This window comes from Pedobacter africanus (genome assembly GCF_040548825.1).
GTDB classification, from domain to species: domain Bacteria; phylum Bacteroidota; class Bacteroidia; order Sphingobacteriales; family Sphingobacteriaceae; genus Pedobacter; species Pedobacter africanus_A.
Map to the genome: position 1 here is coordinate 325,842 of NZ_JBEPSL010000006.1, position 19,994 is coordinate 345,835.

Here is a 19,994-nt window from a genome sequence, read left to right on the forward strand (position 1 = left end):
CTTATTTTAGGGCATCCAGTACGCTGAAAAGCTTCCTGTTGATGCCTGAACCTGAATAATTGTTGATATTGATCACGATGATGTATTTGTTACCGGCCTTATCGGTATGATAGCCTGCAAAGGCAGAGACATCATTGATGGTACCGCTCTTTATTTTCATGCCATTGTATTCCGGAAAGCCCCTGTAGTACTCGTTAAACCAGGGCTCTTTCTGTACCTGGAACAAGATGCTGGCCATAGCCGCAGCCGTAACCCGGTTTGCGGGTGACAGGCCGCTGCCGTCGATAATGTTCAAAGCATTTTTATCGATGCCTTTATCTGCCCAGAAAGCAATTTCCGTTTTTGCCCCATTGGCGGTACCGGCTGCTTTCTCAGATTTTAAAGCGATGGTCTTTAAAAAACTCTCTCCGTATAAATTGATGCTCTTTTTTAGAAACCAGTAGCTCATTTCCGACAGGCTGGGCGAGCTGATCGTACTGAGCTTTTGGGTAATCACCGGAACGGGCCGGTTTTCCAGTGCCATTAGTCTGGCTGTCGTTGCAGGCTGACCGGATGTAATGCCCAGTCTCTTTAAAGTGTCCTGTAAGCGAAAGGCCAGGTCATAGGCAGGGTCGGGCAGGGCAGCCGAAATGCCTGATTTGCCAATTCCCATACCCCAGGAGCCCCTCAAATAGGCTACTGTAGTGTAAGGCGGTAAAAAGGCATAAGCATTGTCGCCACTCCCCGATGCACCCGTTTTCAGTTCGTTTACCACCTTCAGGTAAGGCATTTCCGGGATCGTCCTCAGCAGTTTAACCTCCTCGTTTATGCCGCTGCCCGGTTTTAAATGGATGTCAAACTGGTTCTCGCGCCAGGCCAGGCCCGAGGTACCTGCACCATAATAATTCCCAATGTCCTGCCAGGTCCAGCCCTCAGGGGTGGTTTGTGTACCAAAAATACGGTCATCACCAATCACGGCCCCTTCAATTCTCTTGATACCGGCCTTTTGTATGGCGGCTGCCCATTCACTAAGTACCGTAATTTCTTTGTTCTGGTAACGTTCCGAACCTAAGGTCGGATCGCCACTGCCGATGATCACTAAATTTCCTTTTAAAGTGCCATCGGCCGTAATATTGCCTGTATAGGCCAATGTGGTCTGGTATTGAAAATCTTTGCCCAGCAGGCTAAAAGCCGTTGCTGCAGTAATGGTCTTTAAGGTAGATGCCGTAGCCAGCCCTATATTTTCATTCCTGGCAAACAGCGTTTTGCCGGTACCTGCATCCAGTACCACCAGTGCCGTTATGGCATAACGCGCTTGCGGGTCGCTCTGGAAAGCACTAAACGCCCGCTCTATTTTCTGAGCGGGCGTTTGTGCAAATGTAAAGCTGCTGTAAAGCAGCATCAATAAAGTGAATATACGTTTAGGCATAGCCTTATCTCAATCCTTCTTTTGCCAGGTATTCAGCAATCTGAACCGCATTGGTAGCCGCACCTTTACGCAGGTTATCAGCTACAATCCACATGTTCAATGTGTTTGGCAAAGAATCATCACGTCTGATCCTGCCCACAAACACCTCGTCACGCTCATGTGCATCTTTAGGCATCGGGTATTTCAGGTTTGCCGGGTCATCTACCAGGATCACGCCGTCGGTTTGCTCCATCAGTGCTTTTACATCAGCTACGGTAAAGTCGTTTTCAAACTCAATGTTTACCGATTCAGAGTGGCCACCCATTACCGGGATACGTACCGTAGTTGCCGTAACTTTAATGCTGTTGTCGCCCATAATTTTCTGGGTTTCCAATATCATTTTCATCTCCTCTTTGGTGTATCCGTTATCCTGGAAAACATCAATCTGAGGGATCACATTCAGGTCGATAGGGTAGGCATAAGCCATTGGCCCATCTGTAATGCCTTTACGCTCGTTCATCAGCTGGTCTACAGCTTTCACACCGGTTCCGGTTACCGACTGGTAAGTCGAAACCACCACACGTTTGATCTTATATTTATCATGAAGTGGTTTTAAGGCCACCACCATTTGAATGGTCGAACAGTTCGGGTTGGCAATGATCTTGTCTTCGGCCGACAAGACATTGGCATTTACTTCCGGCACTACCAGCTTCTTCGACGGATCCATGCGCCATGCAGAGGAATTGTCGATCACTGTAGTACCTACTTCAGCAAAACGAGGGGCATCGGCCAGCGAAGTGCTTCCCCCTGCAGAAAACAACGCAATATCAGGTCTCATCGAAATGGCAGTGTCCATGCTTACAATCGCATACTTCTTACCCTTGAAGGTGATTTCCTTACCAACGCTCTTCTCAGAGGCTACAGGGATCAACTCAGTCAGGGGGAAGTTACGCTCTTCCAACACTTTCAACATCACGGTACCTACCAGTCCGGTAGCACCAACTACTGCAATTTTCATGTTTCTAATACTTGTTTGTTACTTGTTTTTAAATTATTTAATGTTTGTTTTTGTGTAAATGAATAATATGCTCCAAATATGCTCATTTTTTCCACATAAAAAAAGGGATTGGCTTTTCGTTAACCAATCCCCTTCAATTTATTAAGCTGTTTCTTATTAAATCAGTTCGCGGTTTACGTAGTCGAAGCTTTCCTTAATGCTTACAAATGCATCCTTCTTATAGTTTTCCTGCTCTACGATCAGGTGCTCCAGTCCCGATTGTTTGGCGTGTTTATAAATGTTCTTAAAGTCAATGGTACCGGTGCCAATCTCTGTATTCAGCGAATGGTTGGCCTTGTCCATGTCTTTAACATGCCACATCACAAAACGGCCCGGGTATTTGTTGAACAGCGCCACAGGATCGTTGCCAGAGCGTACTACCCAATACAGGTCCATTTCAAAGCTAACCAGGTTTTTGTCTGTTCCGTTCAGCATCAGCTCATAGCCGGTAGCCCCACCCTCATAGGGTTTGAACTCGAAATCGTGGTTATGATAGGCCAGCTTTAAACCCGATTGTTTCACCAGTTCGGCAGCCTCATTTAAGCGTGCGGTAACTTTTTTATAGTCCTCCAGCGACTTTCTGATCGGTTCGCCCAGGTAGGCAATCGTAAAATAATGGTTGCCGATGGCTGCTGCACCTTCAATCAGCGGCTTCAACGGCTCTATATTTCCGCTGCTCACGAAATCATCAATTCCAAAATGTCCGCTGGGCGATTTCAGGCCATTTGCAGTCAGCAGACCTTTAAAGGCTTTGGCATCCATTCCCCAGTAACCATCTTTGGCCGAATAACCATAAGTTTCTACTTCCTTATAGCCTGCTTTGGCCACTTTTTCAACGACACCCTTTACATCATGCGGAATCTGTTCCCTGAGAGAATACAGCTGGATACCCACTGTTTTTCCCTTTGCCGCCTCTGTGCTGCAGGCAAATGAAGGCAGTAAGGCTGCTGCTGCAGCGGCCATACCGGCCTGTTTGATAAAAGTTCTTCTCGAGTTCATATGATTTGAATTACACGTCGCAAATGTTTACGGCGTCTCTTAATGATTTGATCTTGTCCTTATATTTCGGAATGAATTCCTGTGCCAGGTATCCTTTAAAGCCCGTTGCCACAATCGCTTTGATGATGGCCGGATAAAACAGTTCCTGCGTGTCGTCCAGCTCGTGCCTTCCGGGTACACCCGCAGTATGGTAATGCGAAATGTACTGGTGATAGGTCTGTATATTGCTGATCACATTGCCTTCGTCAATCTGCATGTGGTAAATGTCGTACAGCAGCTTAAAATTTTCAGAGCCCAGCCTTTTGCAAAGCTCGGCGCCCCAGGCGGTATGGTCGCATTGGTAGTCTTTATGATCTACTTTACTATTCAGCAGCTCCATCACCAGCACTACACCATGTTTTTCGGCCAGGGGCAATACCTGCTTCAAACCATCTACACAGTTTTTCAAGCCGGTCTCGTCATCTTTGCCTCTTCTGTTGCCGCTAAAGCAGATCAGCTGGGTATAACCTGCCTCAGCCACCTTAGGGATCATTTCCGAGTAATTTTTAATCAGTGTGGCATGAAATTGCGGATCGTTCCAGCCATCTACCAGGTTGATCTCAGCACCATTGCACATCGATGAGTATAGTCCATGTTTTTTTAAGGTAGGCCAATCTTTGGGGCCTACCAGGTCAATGGCTTTAATGCCTATTTTTTTGGCCTCAATACACAGCTCATTCAGTTCCATGTTGCCAAAGCACCAGCGGCATACCGAATGGTTCACATTTCCTTTTAACATAGTGGATACTGGTTGTTCAAATGCAAAAGCAGGTAAAGCTCCGGAAACGCCTAATGCGGCAGTTCCGGTAACAATATTTTTCAATGCAGTTCTTCTGCTTAAATCTTTGCTCATGCTTAAGTCAGTTAATTTGCAGTTTCACTTGCCGGTTTATTGTTGTCTTTAAAAAACAATAAAAACAACAGGGTAACAAGCGCAGCAATACCTGCCGGGATAACCCAAATGCTATGCCAGTCGTGCCCGCCCTGGCCGGCATATTTATCTACTACCATTCCCGAAATAATTGAACCAAATAACATACCCACACCATAGGTAGCCAGGGTAATAAAGCCCTGAGCAGCACTTTTAAAGCGTTCACCCGCAAGCCTGTCGGTATAAATTTGTCCGGTTACAAAGAAAAAATCATAGCAGATCCCATGCAATACGATACCACCAATCAACATCCAGTAATTGGATTCCGCATTGCCAAAGGCAAAGAAGAGGTAACGGATCACCCAGGCAATCATACCTATAGCCAGCATTTTTTTCACACCCAGGCGCACAAAAAATAGTGGCATAAGGATCATAAACAGAGTTTCAGAAACCTGACCAAGCGACTGTATGCCTGCTGCTGATTTCATTCCCACTTCATTAAGGAATGGATTGGTAAAATTGTAGTAGAAGGCCAGTGGAATACAGATGGCTACCGAAGCAAGGAAAAATAACAGATAAGATTTGTTTTTTAGCAAGCCAATCGCATCCAGTCCGATGATGTCGCCGAAAGATGTTTTCTCTCCCTTTTTTGCCGGTGGTGTATGTGGTAAAGCAAAGCTGAAAAGCCCCAGTATAATTGAAGCGATTGAAGCCATTTTAAAGGTCATTACCAGGTTGCCGCCTTGTTCCCAGTTTAGCATACCAATTAGGATCCCTGCAACGATCCAGCCAATAGTACCAAATACACGGATAGATGGAAATTCTTTTCCCGGATCAGTCATTTGTTTGAACGAGATTGAGTTCACCAATGCAAGTGTTGGCATATAGGCAATCATATAGCCCAGAACAAACGGAAAGAAACTTTCGAAATTCAGCGCTGTAGATGCAAACCATAACAATATGCCGCCCAGAAGGTGTAAAAAACCCAGGATTTTTTGCGCTGCAAAAAAGCGGTCGGCAATTAAACCGATGATAAAAGGAGCAATAATGGCACCTAGTGATTGAGTACTGTAAGCGGATCCTATTTGTACACCATCAGATAAAAGATTTTTTCCCAGGTAAGTACCCATGGTTACAAACCATGCGCCCCAGATAAAAAATTCCAGGAACATCATGGTTGAAAGTTTGATGCGGTTGTTTAAGTTCATGTTTGGTTAGTATTTCTTTTTTAAGTCGGTTGGTTATAACTTTTTGATCATGATGTTACGGTACCATACGTCATTTCCATGATCCTGCAAAGCAATTTTGCCCGACTTAAAGGTACCCCAATCCGGCCAGGTTGCAAATTTGCTGCCTGCAACAAGGCTTTTCCAGTTGTCGTCCCATAAGGTAGTTGATACCACCTTTACACCATTCAGGTACTGCTCCAGCTTACCGTCTTTACAGATAATTTCGGCTGTATTCCATTCTCCAACAGGTTTAACCGGTTCAGAACTGCTTTTTACCAGGTCATACAAATCGCCTGCCCTGTGTTTGGTAATTTTACCATCCGGATGGCCATCATTGTCCAGCACCTGCATTTCCAGTCCGGTGCTGTAAGTCTGCCCATACTTCGGATCTTCCTTCACATAAAAAATAATCCCGCTGTTTGCTTTTGGTGCCACTTTCCAGTCCAGCTTTAAATGAAAATTGCTGTACTCCTCATCGGTAACCAGATCACCCCCCTGACTTTTATCGCCACCCTTAGGGTTAAAATATAAAGCCCCGTCCTGAACAGACCATTTCTGGCCTACCGTGGTCTTTCCATAGGTATGCCATCCTTTGGTGGTTTTACCGTCAAACAATTTCGTAAAGCCTTTTTTACCCTTCTGGGCCTGTGCAGCACTGCCGGCCATAACAGCAGTAAGTATAATGGCAGAGAAAATATAATGTTTCATAAATGTTTTTCTAATTAATTTGTTGGTTAAAGGTTATACGCCAAGCGACCAGCCGTTGCGGTATTCGCGCTTCACAAATTGGTTCACATCGTCAAAATTGGTAATTCTCATATTGGCATTGTCCCACAGCAATTTGATGTTCCTGCCCGGGTAGCTGATTTTGCCTTCCTGGTTTTTGCGCTGAACATCGGTACCCCTGATGGCCAGGTTTGCCATCAACAGCGATTCTGTAAGCGGACCGGCAATAGAGAAAGGAGAGCTCAGTTCTTTTTTACCATAACCGGCAATGCAGGCCTCAACCCACTGGTTGTAATGGCCTTTTTCGCCATCAGGTACCCTTGCATATTTTTGGGCCACTTTGATGTTCTCGTTCCTGCTCAGCGGCAGTAAGCGTGGGTTCCTGCCGTAAGTGCTCGACATCATTTTGCCTTTGGTACCTACAAAAAGGGTTCCGTTGCCGCCATCGCCAAACACATCATTTGCACCAAGTTCTTCAGGTCTTTCCGGCTGTATGCCCCCGTCCATCCAGTGTACTACAATATCGCCCTTGGTTTTATTGGTTTTAGGGAATTTCAGGGTTACATGGCTCGAAGGAGGACAGCTATCCGGGAAATACCCCCTTTTAAATTCATCTACATATACCGAGCCTACACTGGCCTGCACTTCGGTGGCATATTTTAAGTTCAATACACTGAAAGGAGCTTCCAGCAGGTGACAGCCCATATCGCCCAGCGCACCGGTGCCATAATCCCACCAGCCGCGCCAGTTAAACGGAACCAGCTTCTCTACATAATCTTTATAAGGAGCTGTTCCCAGCCATAGGTCCCAGGCCAGATCGGCAGGTACCTGCGCTTTATTGGCCGACCATGGAATGCCCTGCGGCCATACCGGCCTGTCTGTCCAGGCATAAATGGTATGCACATCGCCAATTAAACCGGCTTCGTACCACTCTTTCATCTGTCTCGGCCCATCGTTAGATGCGCCCTGGTTGCCCATCTGGGTCACTACCTTGTACTTATCGGCCGCAGCAGTCAGCATACGCGCCTCATAAATGTCGTGGGTCAATGGCTTCTGAACATACACGTGCTTGCCCAGCTGCATGGCAGCAACGGCTTGTATGGCATGGTTATGGTCGGGTGTAGAAATGGAAACCGCATCAAAATTCTTTGCTTCCTTATCCAGCATTTCACGGTAGTCTTTGTAATACTTTGCTTTCGGGAAAGCTTTTACAGATTTTGCCGCCCTGCTGTCGTGTACATCGCAAAGGAAAGCGATGTCTGCCTTTCCGCTTTTGTAAAAAGCAGCAATGTCCGACTCACCTTTACCACCAACACCAATACCTGCAATCAGCAACCTGTCGCTAGGCGCCAGAAAACCTCTGCCCCCGAGCACATGGCGGGGAACGATCATAAATGCGGAAGCAGCAATAGCCGTAGTTTTTAAAAAACTGCGCCTTGAACTGGTCTGTGGGTCTTTTTTCATTTCTTCCATTACCTTAAGGATTAATTATTTTTTAAGCGATAAAATGTATCTGACCATTGTTTTTGCATCGTCTTTGCTCAGCGAGGCATGCGGTGTCATCGGAACTTCACCCCATACACCCGTTCCGCCGGCAATTACTTTATCTGCAAGATGATCCACATTTTCATCGGTCAGCGGGTATTTTGCCGCAATGTCTACATAAGCCGGGCCTACAATTTTGGTGTCTTTGTTGTGGCAGGCAATACAGTCCGACTTGGCAATCAGCTGCTCACCAGCGCCGTTATCTGCCGGAGCAGCAGCTGATGTACCTTCCGCTGTAGCAGTAGTTTCAGTAGTTTTTTTTGCATCTGCAGCCCTTTCTTCCGGACTTGCACAGGAGGCCATAGCTAATACATAGCAGCCCAGGATCAATAGTGTTTTTTTCATTTGTGTGTGTTTATTTCAGACCTAAAATCTTATTGTTAAAATCGTCGTCACCGCCCGAGGCTGCAAAATCGTCAAACGCCCTGTCGGTTACCTTAATGATGTTCTTTTTAATGAACTCCGCACCTTCTCTGGCACCCACCTGGGCGTCCTTGATGCAGCATTCCCATTCCATTACTGCCCAGCCCTTATAATCGTACTGCGCCAGTTTGCTGAAAATGGTTTTGAAATCTACCTGCCCATCACCCGGGGAGCGGTACCTGCCTGCACGGTTGGCCCAACTCTGGTAGCCGCCAAAAGTGCCCTGCTTCCCGGTAGGATTAAACTCAGAATCTTTTACGTGGAAGGCCTTGATGCGCTCATGATAAAAATCAATATACTGGATGTAATCCAGCTGCTGCAGTACAAAATGGGAAGGATCATATAACAGACATGCACGTGGATGGTTATTCACTTTTTCGAGAAACATTTCATAGGTGATGCCATCAAAAAGGTCTTCACCCGGGTGGATCTCGTAACAAACATCAACGCCACAGGTATCAAATTCGTTCAGTATCGGCATCCAGCGCCTGGCAAGTTCTGTAAAACCGGCATCTACCAGCCCTTCCGGGCGCTGCGGCCAGGGGTGGAACATGTGCCAGAGCAGCGAGCCGCTAAAAGTGGCATGGGCATTCAGGCCCAGGTTTTGCGATGCTTTGGCCGCATATTTCATTTGCTGCACTGCCCATTCGGTCCTTGCCTTTGGGTTGTTGTGGTATTGCTTTGGTGCAAAAGCATCAAAAGCAAGGTCATAAGCCGGGTTTACCGCTACCAGCTGCCCCTGTAAATGGGTGGATAGCTCGGTAATTTCCAGTCCGTGTGCCGCCACCTTACCTTTCAGTTCGTCGGCATAGGTCTTGCTTTCTGCTGCTTTCTGCAGGTCAATAAAGCGCGTATCAAGGGTAGGCATCTGTATGCCTTTAAAGCCCAATCCTGCTGCCCATTCGCAAATGGTATCCAGGGAATTGAAAGGGGCTTCATCTCCAATAAACTGGGCTAAAAAAACGCCGGGTCCTTTAAGTGTTGTCATGCTCCGCTCTCCCTTATATTTTAAAATCGAACCATTTTTGGTCAGACTGGCTCGAAGCCACCGCATTTTCAATAAAAGCCATGCCCCTTACCCCATCTTCAACCGTAGGGAAGTCCAGCATCGCTTCCGTTGGTGTTCCGCCTTCCAGTCTGGTCCTTAAGGTCAGCACAAAATTTCTGTAAATGTTGGCGAAAGCCTCCAGGTAACCTTCGGGGTGCCCGGCAGGAACGCGGGTATTGTGTTTGGCGATGTCAGACATATAGGCCTGCCCAACGCGATAAACCTGCATCGGTTCATTCAGCCATTTTACCACTAGGGTATTCGGCTCCATCTGGTGCCATTCCATACCGCCTTTTTCTCCGTAGATCTTAATTTTTAAGGCATTTTCTTCTCCGGCAGCAATCTGTGAGGCCATTAAAATGCCATTTGCACCATTGTCAAACTTCAGCAGCATATTGCCGTCATCATCCAAAGCCCTTCCCGGAACAACAATGTTCAGGTCGGCACAAAGCTTTGCAATCTTTAAGCCCGAAATGTATTCTGCCAGCTGGGCCGCATGGGTCCCTATGTCGCCCATACATCCGCTTTTTCCGCTTTTGGAAGGATCAGTGCGCCATGCCGCCTGGGCATTGCCTTCTCTTTCCGTCAAGGTGCTTAACCAACCCTGCGGGTATTCCACCACTACTTTTCTGATGGCGCCCAGCTTTCCTTCTTTTACCATCTGCCTGGCCTGTTTTACCATCGGGTAGCCCGAGTAGGTATGCGTAAGGCACAAAATCAAACCGGTTTCTTTAACCTTCTGCTGCAGCTGTTTTGCCTCGTCGAGCGACAGGGCAATTGGTTTTTCAATCACCACGTTAAAGCCATGCTCAAGCGCCAGCATTGCCGGTGCAAAATGGGCAAAGTTAGGTGTAACAATGGTTACAAAATCTATACGTTTACCGGCAGGCATTTTGCTCTCCTGCACAATCATCTCTTCGTAATTCAGATAAACCCGGTCTTCCGGCAAAAACAGCATCTTCCCCGATTCACGGGCCACATCAGGGTTTATACTTAAGGCTCCGCAACAGAACTCAACCTGTCCGTCCATATTGGCAGCAATGCGGTGAACGGCTCCGATAAAAGCATCTTTACCGCCGCCAACCATGCCCATTCTGATCTTTCTATTCTCCATTAAAGGTTTCCTTTTTTTAATTCACTAACGGCAAAGTCACATGCCCTGGCCGTTAACGCCATATAAGTTAATGATGGGTTCTGGCATGCCGCAGAGGTCATGCAGGATCCATCGGTTACAAAAACATTTTTTACTTCGTGCATCTGGTTCCACTTGTTCAGAACTGATGTTTTAGGATCGTGGCCCATACGTGCCGTCCCCATTTCATGGATGGCCATACCCGGTGCAGATCCGTTATCATAGGTTTTAACATCTTTTGCTCCGGCAGCCTCCAGCATTTCAGCAGCGTCATTCATCATGTCCACACGCATTTTACGCTCGTTGTCCTTAAACTCACAGTCTATGGCCAATACCGGCTGTCCCCATTTGTCTTTCTTGCTCTTATCGATGTAGACTTTGTTCTCAAAGTACGGCAGGGCCTCACCAAAACCGCCTAGCCCCATATTCCAGGCGCCTGGTGTAGTCATCTGATCTTTAAATTCAGCGCCAAAGGCCATCTCGGCCACATCGGCATGCCAGTTGCCCCTGCTTCCGCCGCCCTGGTACCCAAAGCCACGTACATAGTCGCGTTTATCATTGCCCATATTCCTATACCTTGGAATGTAGATCCCATTGGCACGTTTGCCATAGGTATATTTATCGTCGAAACCTTCTATTCTGCCACTGGCACCACAACGGAAATGGTGGTCCATCAGGTTATGGCCCAGCTGTCCGCTGCCATTGCCCAGTCCGTTAGGGTGTTCATCGGAAACAGAGTTCAGCAATATAAAAGTTGAAGCTAATGTAGAGCCGTTTACGAATACAATTTTGGCAAAAAATTCGGTGGTTTCCTTAGTCTCCGAATCAATTACCACAACGCCTTTCGCTTTCTGCGTTTCCTTATCATAAATGATGCTGTTCACCAGCGAGAATGGACGCAGTGTTAAATTTCCGGTAGCTACAGCTGCGGGAAGGGTAGAAGACTGCGTACTGAAATAAGCACCAAAAGGACAGCCCCTGCTGCAGAGGTTGCGGTACTGGCATTGGCCACGACCACCGTGAGGTACCGTTAAATTGGCCGTGCGGCCAATGGTCATGATCCTCGATTTGTTCCATTTGGCCTCAATGCGTTTCTTTACTTCCTTTTCCACGCAGTTCATTTCCATAGGCGGAAGGAACTGCCCGTCTGGCAATGCAGGCCAGCCTTCGGCCTGGCCGCTGATGCCCGCAAATTTCTCTACATAGTCGTACCATGGAGCAAGGTCTTTATAACGGATCGGCCAGTCTACACCATGTCCGTCTTTCAGGTTGTCCTCAAAATTCAGGTCGCTGAAACGGTAGCTCTGGCGGCCCCACATCAGCGATTTACCGCCCACATGAAAACCACGGTACCAGTCGAACCGCTTTACTTCGGTATACGGACAATCGTGGTCGTTTACCCAGAAACTTTCATTAAATTCAGAGTAAGGATAATCCCTTTTCTGTACGGGGTGCGCCTCTTTCTGGGCTTCCGTTAATTTGCCCCTATGCTCAAACTCCCAGGGCTTTTTCATCGCCGTGGTATAGTCTTTTACGTGTTCAATGTTCCTGCCCCTTTCCAGCAGTAAAACTTTTAAACCTTTTTCTGTTAATTCTTTTGCAGCCCAGCCACCGCTAATGCCAGATCCTACAACAATTGCATCATAGGTGTTCTGTGCTGTTGCCTTAGTATTTAAATTACTCATGATAATATGCTATAAAAGATTTACGCCCAAACTTTCTGACCTGGCTTCAGGTCTACACAGCCATCATACCTGCCCGGTATTTCCACAAAAGAATAAGCCTGTGTGGCACCGATCTCTGAAGTGAAATACCCCAGCAAGGTCAGATCCCTCACAATGGCAAAAAACCTTGGTTCAGTTTTAGGCTTGTCTTTAGGTAAGATAGAGGCATTGCCTGCGTTCTCTGTCTGCGATTTGGCCTTATCATCCGGATCTGCGGTCTGTTTATCCTTTTCAGCCGCTTCCTGCTTATCAAGCTGTTCCTTTTCGGCCTTGGTAGCAGCCACAGTTTCGTCGCGGAGTTTGCCCAGCAATTCCTGGCGCTGTGCTACACTGATCTCCAGGAAAGGTTTTTTGTAGGTGTCGTTCGATCGTTTTTCCAGGTCTTCCAGGCCTTTTACAAAAGCCTTTTGTGCATCATCCGGATAGCAGTCTTTAACCATCATGGCAATGAATGGCCCAACGCCTGCGGCCTTGGCACCAGGCGAACTGGTGGTAGGAATAATAATGTCTGCAACTTCAGTGATGATCTTCTGCTGTTCATCCGTAAATAAACTGCCCGTGGCTTTGCCGGATGGTGAATTACAACTGTCTAAAAATACGCCAATCGTAGTTGCTGATAGCGCGCCTCCCATTAAAAAGGCAACACTTTTCACCGCTTCTCTTCTGTTCATATTTGGTTGTTAAGGGTGTTGTGTGTGTTTAAAGTGTATTCTAAGTATCTTTTGTTTTGTAATATTAAGTAAAAAAAAATAGTTAGTGTTATAAATACACCATAAAGTAAATATATAATGTTTTTGTTACTAAATCAATTTTTCCGCTAATTATTCGCCTGCAGGTTTTGGTTGCTATGAACAATTTTGAATAGGTTTGCGTGTTTAATTATTAGCCTATAATCATATTTATTTATGAACGAAAAAATATTAGTACTCGGTTCAAACGGTCAGATTGGTACAGAACTGGTAACCGCTCTGCGCAAAACCTATGGTGAAAGCAATGTCATTGCCTGCGACATCCGCCGCCCGGATTACGACATTAAGAATTCAGGCCCTTTCGAATTTGTGAACGTCCTGGAAAAAGATACGCTCAACAATATTTTTGAAAAGTACAGACCTGCACAGGTGTACCTGCTGGCGGCCTTATTGTCGGCCACGGGAGAACAGAACCCTAAGCTGGCATGGGATTTAAACATGAACGGTCTGCTCAATATCCTGGACCTTGCCATTGCCTATAAAACAGCTAAGGTATACTGGCCAAGCTCTATCGCCGTGTTTGGTCCCAACTCACCAAAAGACCAGACCCCGCAATATTGTGTGATGGACCCGAATACCGTATACGGAGTAAGTAAACTGGCCGGCGAGCGCTGGTGCGAATATTACAACCAGAAATACGGGCTGGATGTGCGCAGTATCCGTTATCCGGGACTGATCAGCTGGAAGGCTGCGCCAGGGGGCGGTACTACCGACTATGCCGTACACATTTTTCATGATGCCCTTAAAAAAGGAAGCTATGCCTCTTTTTTAAATGCAGCTACTGAATTGCCCATGATGTATATGGACGATGCCATCCGTGGCACCATTGAACTGATGGATGCCGAAGCCAGCAAAATCTCTATCCGCTCCAGCTATAACTTTGCAGGGGTAAGTTTTACACCAGAGATCCTGGCAGCCGAAATCCGGAAACATATCCCGGATTTTAAACTGAGCTATACCGATAATGATCCGCGCCAGCAGATTGCCAACAGCTGGCCGCGTTCTATTGACGATAGCTATGCTACGGCAGACTGGGGCTGGAAGCCTGAATTTGACCTCGCTAAACTCACAGCAGACATGCTGAAGAATTTAAAAAAATAATTAGTTTTGAAACCTGGTTTACTTAGAATGACGTTCCGCTAATGGCGACTGCCAGTCAGGAAACCAAAAAATAAGCTAAAACAAGAAAATGGGAAGAGCATTTGAATTCAGAAAAGAAAGAAAATTTAAACGTTGGGCCAAAATGGCCGTTCAGTTTACCAGGATAGGTAAAGATATCGTAATCGCAGTAAAGGATGCCGGGCCACATCCGGAAACCAACTCGCGCCTGCGCACGGCCATACAAAACGCCAAGGCGGTAAACATGCCTAAAGACCGTGTGGATGCAGCCATCAAAAGGGCTTCTGATAAGAGCATGGCCAACTACGAAGAGATTGTTTATGAAGGATATGCCCCACACGGCGTAGCTGTGCTCATAGAGACCGCTACCGATAACACTAACCGTACGGTTGCCAATGTGCGCAGTTATTTCAACAAAACAAACGGTACCCTGGGTAAAACCGGCTCGCTTGATTTTGTGTTCAACAGGAAATCTATTTTCCGTTTTGTACCTGCCGAAGATCTGGACCTGGAAGAACTGGAGTTTGAACTGATCGATGCCGGACTGGAAGAACTGTATGTAGAGGCCGACGAGGAAGGAAACGACATTGCCGTTGCACAAGGGGCTTTTGAAAGTTTCGGTTCCCTGCAAAAAGCACTGGAAGAAAAAGGTATAGAACTGAAAAGCTCCAAACTGGAGCGCATCGCTTTATCGCACCACGAAGTAACTGAAGAACAGGCTGCCGATGTGCTGAAACTGATCGATAAACTGGAAGAGGACGACGACGTTCAGGCCGTTTATCACAACATGGCCGAGTAAGGCTTTTTTAAACTATTTATGGTTGGAAAATAACCAGGGCAACAGCTGGGGTTCTGCAAAAGCGGAATCCCAGCTGTTGTGATTGGCCTCCGGGTAAAGTGTAAGTTTGGCCGGATTGCCCAGTACCTTCCGCTGGTCGGCTATTATGGTTGAGCAGGTCATCGGTACCACATTGTCTTTTTCCCCATGGAAAATCCATAAAGGCACCTTTCTGTATTTTTGAACATTGGCCACGTGGTCGCCCCCGCAAATGGCAAAAGCGGCAGCAAAAGTCCGTGGCTTACGCCTTAACAACTCGTAAGTCCCCATTCCCCCCATAGACAAACCGCCTACATATACCTGTTTTTTATCTACATAAGATTTGCTTAGAAAATCATCTACCATACCTAATAATGCTTTCATGGCTTTTGTGGGCTCGCCTTTTTCCCGGAAATGAAATTCGCGTTTGCCGGTTGAATCGCTGATGATGTTCACATTGGCCCAATAACTGTCGGATCCGCATTGCGGAAACACCACAATGGCTGGAAACTGCTTCCTGAACTCTTCTTTTAAAAAAAGTTTGGCCCCGTGGGTCAGCTGTTTCTGGTTGTCGTTGCCACTTTCTCCCCGTCCATGCAAAAAGAACAGGATGGGGTATTTTTTGGTGTCATCAAAATTTTCAGGAAAAAGCACCCTATAGCTGATGCTGTCGGTTTTTTTTATAAAACTGCCTTTTCCGTATTTTTCCAGATCCTGGGCTTTGCTGCCGAAAGCGTAAAACAGCAAAATCAGTGGGATGATCATTTTGAACCTGTTCATGCTGCTAATTTAGGAAATTTTGTGTGATAATTTTACGAACAAGTTAGGCAGGAGGTATTGATTAGGCGACTGGGGTAGCCCAGATATGTTTTCTGTAATAATGAATCTGCATGCCATGCAGCAAAAGGTACCATGCAAGAGATGAAAAGGTTTATACAGCCACTTTTCTACGATAGTGGAAGATATGTTCGTTTCCATATTGAATCCGAACTTAGTAAAAATAAATAGTGTTTTTAGTGTCAGGATTAAGGTTAAATCAAGGCCAATCTTCGGCTTCTTGCATACTTTGCTCGTACCTGGTGCATACCTCGTCCATAAAATGGGTACTTTTTACGAACAAGCTACGAACAAGGTATTGAGCAGGTAATAATCAGGTGCCTGGTTGCCCCTTAATTGTCCCTAACTTGTCTTAGCCTTGAATTCTATTTCTTCTATTGTAAGGCCGGTAGTTTTAGCAATAAACTCAACAGACAAACCTTCCTTTTTTAATTTACGGGCAATTTCAATAGCTTCTTCATGGCGGCCGCTAAACAGAAACAGGACTTCACTCAATGATAGTACCCATACACTCATCTCTGGAAAAATAAGCCGTTTTTACCTGCATATTTAAACTAAAATAAGCCCTATGATAAATAATAAATTACAAACAACACTTGAACTGTTCAGCCAAAAAAGGTTTTGTGCTGTATTTATTGACAAGGAGACCTTACAGCCAATTAAAAATTTGCCTGTGTACGCTGAACTTTTATTGACGGTGATGCCGGTCCCCAAACATACAGAAGCGCAATCAAAATATCTGTGGGGGCAATTAAGTAATTTGCATATTGATTTAAGCGAGCAACAACTGGATAAAATCATGTCTGCTTTAGAACAATATCTGACGGCAAACTATGACGAGGTTTCTGAAAAAGATTACATCACAATAATAGATGCTTATGTAGATAAAATATCGCCATATTTAAAGGCAGGAGATGATTTGAGCAACAAAGAACAAACCGGCCTGATCAAGGAATTTATGGATGAGTTGATCGCAGCGCAAAAAATTGCTGAACCTTGGGTTGACCCGAAAAAAAATGAAACTTACATAGCGTGTCCCTTTGGGTATTTGGCTACCGATCATGTGGGTTACCTCTCGTATGATGTGGAAGAACAAATAAAACAATACAAAAGACTTTTGTTACAAAATGACAATAAGGGGCCGGAGGTGGGTAATCCGATTGTAGATGTTCAATACTGGCTATATCCAAATGGAGATATGAATGCGGGCATTAATGTATCTGAAATGGGTCGGATCACTGCGGAGTACGTTTTTGGGAACAGTATTTTTATACAAACATCTAAAAACAGAGGGGGCAGCATGTCGTATCAATCCATGCAAAAGCCCGACCTCATAGATTGGTACCTTTCTCCAAGTTCTTTTTCAGTCAATCCACGATACCTGATAGGTGAAGATGGCTGTGAGCGCATGTTTCCAGCCAACTTTGCCACAAGCGAATTTCGCTTTTTTCAGATTGTCAGAGGTGATACGGTAGAAACAAGTTATGAATCCGATAAAAAAATACCCGGACCAGTAATCAGACGCGGCTTTGCTTATGAATATAATGCACTATGGCAACCACTGGGACATACCTTAGGGCAAATCATTTATAGTTTACCACTGGCTCCAGGCGAAGTTATAAAGATTGGAATAATAGACTGGAAAAGAAACGCTGAGGATACGCGAACTGAAGATACCAGCGAAAGTGAAGACCTGACACATGACACCTACCGGGACCGTAATATTCTGGAAACGGTAAAAGGCGCAATCAGCGAATGGCAAAGGGGCGGAAATGTTATGGGCGGTAATTCCGGAGGTGCCGGAGTTTCTTATGGCATTCCCATTTTTGGTGCTGCCGCAGGTAATGCCCATAGTTTTGGTGGCGGTTATTCTACTTCCTCGGGTGACAGGGATCTGACTGTGAGCACGGTCCAGCAGGTAAATGATGCTTTTAGCCAGCATAGCACGTCGATAAGGGAACTACGCAGTACTGTGGTGATCCAGTCAGACCAACAGGAGTTTGCCCGTGCGGAAACACGGGTTATTGCCAATAATAATCATTCCCATGCACTTACTATGTTGTATTATGAGGTATTGCGACATTACAAAGTAACAACGCAGTTTACCAGGAGAAGAAATGTGCTTTTAGTTGAATATCCGGCTTTAAATTTCGGCTACTATTTTGATATCTGGAAGAATAAGCAGGTTTTAATGCAGTTTTTAAAAGATGAATCGCTGAAATCAGGCTTTGATGTTATCGAACGGTTTATGGGATTATATCTTTTAGAGGTACAGAAGCCAAACGCCATAGCTCCTCCTGATCCAGTTGATTATTTATTTGGCACATTGAATATTACGATTACGACCGGTCAGGATGGTGGAGATGGTGATGTGCGGATAGACTGTCTTTTAAAAAATGGCACATTGATTAATGTTGGTTATCCATTTTCTGCTGATAACAACGATAAAACTAAATTGGATACTTCAGGCGTAAACGACCACGAGCCCGGTACTCCTGATAATTATTTTGGCTGTGTTTTCTCAGGCCAAAGCATACCAGTAAAGTACGGAGACATAGATGAATTTATCATTAGCTATCGTGGTAACCGAAATGGTATCGGTGCGTGGGATCTTGCACATCTGAAAATATCCGGGTTCATTAGTGGGAATGGTGAAATTGGAAAAGAAATTCTCTTGCTTGATATTCCTGTTGCCAGGAGAATGAATCCGTCGGAGCCCAACCAACCGGCGGCGAATATCAATGACTATGGAGACAGGGATCCAATAAGGCTAAAAGCCATTCAACCTGTTTCGCCACCACCGTTGCCTGCACGAGACGACAATATGTCGGCTTATAATCAATTGTCAAATGAAGAAAAAATATTGGGAGAAAAACTAAAAGCACATTTGATTCAAAATGCGGACTATTACAGCCGGCTAATATGGCTCAGTGAAGACATGAATGATCGGGCACGGCGGTTTGAGCAAATAAATGTTGATGATTATAAACTGATCGACATAATTGAAAACCGGCCCATTGACGTGTTAGGTAATTACGTGGTGTTTCCATCGGGCTATAAGTCGAAAATGCATGAAATGGACAGTGAAGAAAAAGAATTTTACCTTCATAACCGGGCAAAATCTGAAAAGCTGATGACACTGCCTACACGCGGCGTATTTGCTGAAGCCAAGCTGGGTAATTGCAATGCGAGTGAAGTGATTGACAATACACGTTTCTGGGATTGGCAGCAGTCGCCTATTATGGAAAAGGCACCAGATATTGATGCTATCAGCACCGCCAGCCGGAATGTGACGCAAAACCTTACACCCACACCTTTTCCACAACCTATTGTCAACATCGTAAACCCAACTCCTGCGCCGGATCCTGGTGCCATGGCCGGTGCTTTGGCTTTACTGGGCAAATCGGATATTTTCCGCGACATGTCAATGACAACTGAAGTCACTGACCTGCTCAAAAAATTATCAGACAATTCTGTAAGCTTTGCAGAGGCAGCCAATCAGGCGCGGGAAATTCTTGATAAACAAAACAGTGGCAGCAATAATAATGGGAACAGTGGAAACAATGGTAGTCCGAATAATTCGGGTAATGCCGGCAGCACTGATTCTGGTGCTAAACCTCCCATCCCTACAGCTGAACAAAAAGAAAATCAGCAACTGGATAATACGGAAAAGAAACTGGATATAGCCAAACAACACCTGACACCAAAGCAACAGCAGGAAGTTAGAGAGAAAGTAAAACAGGATTTAGTTGAAGATGTGAAGCCGATCTACATTACCTTACATACAAGCGATGGTGGCGGTGTGGTTAACATCCGTGTACCTGCCGACTATGATATTAACCAGGAGTATCAGGGCAAATTGCCATTTACCGGTGGTACGGCTACGGCTAAAACCAAATTAAACAGTGGTACTTTTCACATTAAAGCCGAGGGGCTTGTCCCAAGTTTCGAGGGAAGAGAATACATACGCAAACTTCCTGGATATTCTAACCCTAATGGGGTTTATTATTTTGAAACCAGCTGCAACTTTGACTTTAAGGGTACGAAATCCATTGCATTAAACGGATTGATCACATTAAGTGAGCCTGTGGAAGTTGTGCTTTATGCCGATATAAATGGAAAAATATCTGCTGAATTTAATGCAGGTGTAGAATTTCCGATAGAGATTGCAAAAGTTTCCTTAGGTACTAAAGTTGCTGCAGAAGTAGGTGGCAAGGCAGGGTTTAAACTGACATACAAGGTATACTCAATTACCGGCATGTCTTTAAAACAGCAGTAGGCAGTTTAATTTA

17 protein-coding genes are annotated in these 19,994 nt (G+C 45.5%); 3 read left to right on the plus strand and 14 right to left on the minus strand.

Annotated features, from left to right (window positions below; all coding sequences use genetic code 11):
* Nucleotide 1: 1 nt before the first annotated feature.
* The 12 genes from dacB to ABIE26_RS25120 all read right to left on the minus strand — a co-directional run bounded on the left by dacB (nucleotide 2) and on the right by ABIE26_RS25120 (nucleotide 12,851).
* Nucleotides 2-1,408 (minus strand): D-alanyl-D-alanine carboxypeptidase/D-alanyl-D-alanine endopeptidase, encoded by a 1,407-nt coding sequence (gene dacB, locus ABIE26_RS25065; RefSeq protein ID WP_310146601.1) that lies wholly within the window; start codon nucleotides 1,406-1,408, stop codon nucleotides 2-4.
* A gap of 4 nt (nucleotides 1,409-1,412) precedes the next feature.
* Nucleotides 1,413-2,405: an aspartate-semialdehyde dehydrogenase gene (locus tag ABIE26_RS25070; protein ID WP_310146604.1), complete on the minus strand. Its 993-nt coding sequence runs from the start codon at nucleotides 2,403-2,405 to the stop codon at nucleotides 1,413-1,415.
* A gap of 156 nt (nucleotides 2,406-2,561) precedes the next feature.
* Nucleotides 2,562-3,443, minus strand: coding sequence for a sugar phosphate isomerase/epimerase family protein (locus ABIE26_RS25075; RefSeq protein WP_310146606.1), 882 nt, complete (start codon nucleotides 3,441-3,443; stop codon nucleotides 2,562-2,564).
* 10 nt (nucleotides 3,444-3,453) lie between these two features.
* Nucleotides 3,454-4,335, minus strand: a complete 882-nt coding sequence (locus ABIE26_RS25080) for a hydroxypyruvate isomerase family protein (protein ID WP_310146607.1) — start codon at nucleotides 4,333-4,335, stop codon at nucleotides 3,454-3,456.
* 11 nt (nucleotides 4,336-4,346) lie between these two features.
* Nucleotides 4,347-5,561: a nucleoside permease gene (locus ABIE26_RS25085; protein WP_310146608.1), complete on the minus strand. Its 1,215-nt coding sequence runs from the start codon at nucleotides 5,559-5,561 to the stop codon at nucleotides 4,347-4,349.
* Between the two features lie 33 nt (nucleotides 5,562-5,594).
* Nucleotides 5,595-6,290, minus strand: a complete 696-nt coding sequence (locus tag ABIE26_RS25090) for a 3-keto-disaccharide hydrolase (RefSeq protein ID WP_310146609.1) — start codon at nucleotides 6,288-6,290, stop codon at nucleotides 5,595-5,597.
* A 33-nt stretch (nucleotides 6,291-6,323) separates the two neighbouring features.
* Nucleotides 6,324-7,781 (minus strand): Gfo/Idh/MocA family protein, encoded by a 1,458-nt coding sequence (locus tag ABIE26_RS25095; RefSeq protein WP_310146610.1) that lies wholly within the window; start codon nucleotides 7,779-7,781, stop codon nucleotides 6,324-6,326.
* Between the two features lie 15 nt (nucleotides 7,782-7,796).
* Nucleotides 7,797-8,198, minus strand: coding sequence for a c-type cytochrome (locus ABIE26_RS25100; protein WP_310146611.1), 402 nt, complete (start codon nucleotides 8,196-8,198; stop codon nucleotides 7,797-7,799).
* 10 nt (nucleotides 8,199-8,208) lie between these two features.
* Complete coding sequence (locus ABIE26_RS25105; RefSeq protein ID WP_310146613.1) at nucleotides 8,209-9,264, minus strand: sugar phosphate isomerase/epimerase family protein; 1,056 nt, start codon at nucleotides 9,262-9,264, stop codon at nucleotides 8,209-8,211.
* A 13-nt stretch (nucleotides 9,265-9,277) separates the two neighbouring features.
* Entirely contained in the window at nucleotides 9,278-10,438 is a 1,161-nt protein-coding gene (locus tag ABIE26_RS25110; protein WP_310146615.1) for a Gfo/Idh/MocA family protein, read from the minus strand.
* On the minus strand, nucleotides 10,438-12,141 hold the full coding sequence (locus ABIE26_RS25115; RefSeq protein WP_310146617.1) for a GMC family oxidoreductase: 1,704 nt from the start codon (nucleotides 12,139-12,141) through the stop codon (nucleotides 10,438-10,440). Before ABIE26_RS25115 ends, ABIE26_RS25110 begins: the two co-directional genes overlap by 1 nt.
* Nucleotides 12,142-12,161: 20 nt before the next feature.
* On the minus strand, nucleotides 12,162-12,851 hold the full coding sequence (locus tag ABIE26_RS25120; protein WP_310146618.1) for a gluconate 2-dehydrogenase subunit 3 family protein: 690 nt from the start codon (nucleotides 12,849-12,851) through the stop codon (nucleotides 12,162-12,164).
* 234 nt (nucleotides 12,852-13,085) lie between these two features.
* On the opposite strand from ABIE26_RS25120, the gene ABIE26_RS25125 reads away from it, so the two are divergent.
* A complete protein-coding gene (locus tag ABIE26_RS25125; RefSeq protein ID WP_310146619.1) occupies nucleotides 13,086-14,030 on the plus strand; it encodes an NAD-dependent epimerase/dehydratase family protein in 945 nt (314 codons plus the stop codon).
* 88 nt (nucleotides 14,031-14,118) lie between these two features.
* The gene (locus ABIE26_RS25130) at nucleotides 14,119-14,847 is read left to right on the plus strand and encodes a YebC/PmpR family DNA-binding transcriptional regulator (protein ID WP_310146621.1); all 729 of its coding nucleotides are present in this window, start codon (nucleotides 14,119-14,121) and stop codon (nucleotides 14,845-14,847) included.
* A 12-nt stretch (nucleotides 14,848-14,859) separates the two neighbouring features.
* On the opposite strand, the gene ABIE26_RS25135 is transcribed toward ABIE26_RS25130, so the two are convergent.
* Nucleotides 14,860-15,645 (minus strand): prolyl oligopeptidase family serine peptidase, encoded by a 786-nt coding sequence (locus ABIE26_RS25135; RefSeq protein ID WP_310146623.1) that lies wholly within the window; start codon nucleotides 15,643-15,645, stop codon nucleotides 14,860-14,862.
* Nucleotides 15,646-16,044: 399 nt separating this feature from the next.
* The gene (locus tag ABIE26_RS25140; protein ID WP_310146627.1) at nucleotides 16,045-16,218 is read right to left on the minus strand and encodes a hypothetical protein; all 174 of its coding nucleotides are present in this window, start codon (nucleotides 16,216-16,218) and stop codon (nucleotides 16,045-16,047) included.
* A 283-nt stretch (nucleotides 16,219-16,501) separates the two neighbouring features.
* On the opposite strand from ABIE26_RS25140, the gene ABIE26_RS25145 reads away from it, so the two are divergent.
* Nucleotides 16,502-19,981, plus strand: coding sequence for a hypothetical protein (locus ABIE26_RS25145; RefSeq protein WP_310146629.1), 3,480 nt, complete (start codon nucleotides 16,502-16,504; stop codon nucleotides 19,979-19,981).
* Nucleotides 19,982-19,994 lie beyond the last annotated feature (13 nt).

Bases quoted from the DNA above. Each gene is read 5' to 3' on its own strand.
- ABIE26_RS25115 (WP_310146617.1), bottom strand. From the start codon at position 12,141: ATGAGTAATTTAAATACTAAGGCAACAGCACAGAACACCTATGATGCA.
- ABIE26_RS25125 (WP_310146619.1), top strand. From the start codon at position 13,086: ATGAACGAAAAAATATTAGTACTCGGTTCAAACGGTCAGATTGGTACA.
- ABIE26_RS25110 (WP_310146615.1), bottom strand. From the start codon at position 10,438: ATGGAGAATAGAAAGATCAGAATGGGCATGGTTGGCGGCGGTAAAGAT.
- dacB (WP_310146601.1), bottom strand. From the start codon at position 1,408: ATGCCTAAACGTATATTCACTTTATTGATGCTGCTTTACAGCAGCTTT.
- ABIE26_RS25090 (WP_310146609.1), bottom strand. From the start codon at position 6,290: ATGAAACATTATATTTTCTCTGCCATTATACTTACTGCTGTTATGGCC.
- ABIE26_RS25135 (WP_310146623.1), bottom strand. From the start codon at position 15,645: ATGAACAGGTTCAAAATGATCATCCCACTGATTTTGCTGTTTTACGCT.
- ABIE26_RS25100 (WP_310146611.1), bottom strand. From the start codon at position 8,198: ATGAAAAAAACACTATTGATCCTGGGCTGCTATGTATTAGCTATGGCC.
- ABIE26_RS25070 (WP_310146604.1), bottom strand. From the start codon at position 2,405: ATGAAAATTGCAGTAGTTGGTGCTACCGGACTGGTAGGTACCGTGATG.
- ABIE26_RS25140 (WP_310146627.1), bottom strand. From the start codon at position 16,218: ATGAGTGTATGGGTACTATCATTGAGTGAAGTCCTGTTTCTGTTTAGC.
- ABIE26_RS25120 (WP_310146618.1), bottom strand. From the start codon at position 12,851: ATGAACAGAAGAGAAGCGGTGAAAAGTGTTGCCTTTTTAATGGGAGGC.
- ABIE26_RS25130 (WP_310146621.1), top strand. From the start codon at position 14,119: ATGGGAAGAGCATTTGAATTCAGAAAAGAAAGAAAATTTAAACGTTGG.
- ABIE26_RS25105 (WP_310146613.1), bottom strand. From the start codon at position 9,264: ATGACAACACTTAAAGGACCCGGCGTTTTTTTAGCCCAGTTTATTGGA.
- ABIE26_RS25085 (WP_310146608.1), bottom strand. From the start codon at position 5,561: ATGAACTTAAACAACCGCATCAAACTTTCAACCATGATGTTCCTGGAA.
- ABIE26_RS25095 (WP_310146610.1), bottom strand. From the start codon at position 7,781: ATGGAAGAAATGAAAAAAGACCCACAGACCAGTTCAAGGCGCAGTTTT.
- ABIE26_RS25075 (WP_310146606.1), bottom strand. From the start codon at position 3,443: ATGAACTCGAGAAGAACTTTTATCAAACAGGCCGGTATGGCCGCTGCA.
- ABIE26_RS25145 (WP_310146629.1), top strand. From the start codon at position 16,502: ATGTCTGCTTTAGAACAATATCTGACGGCAAACTATGACGAGGTTTCT.
- ABIE26_RS25080 (WP_310146607.1), bottom strand. From the start codon at position 4,335: ATGAGCAAAGATTTAAGCAGAAGAACTGCATTGAAAAATATTGTTACC.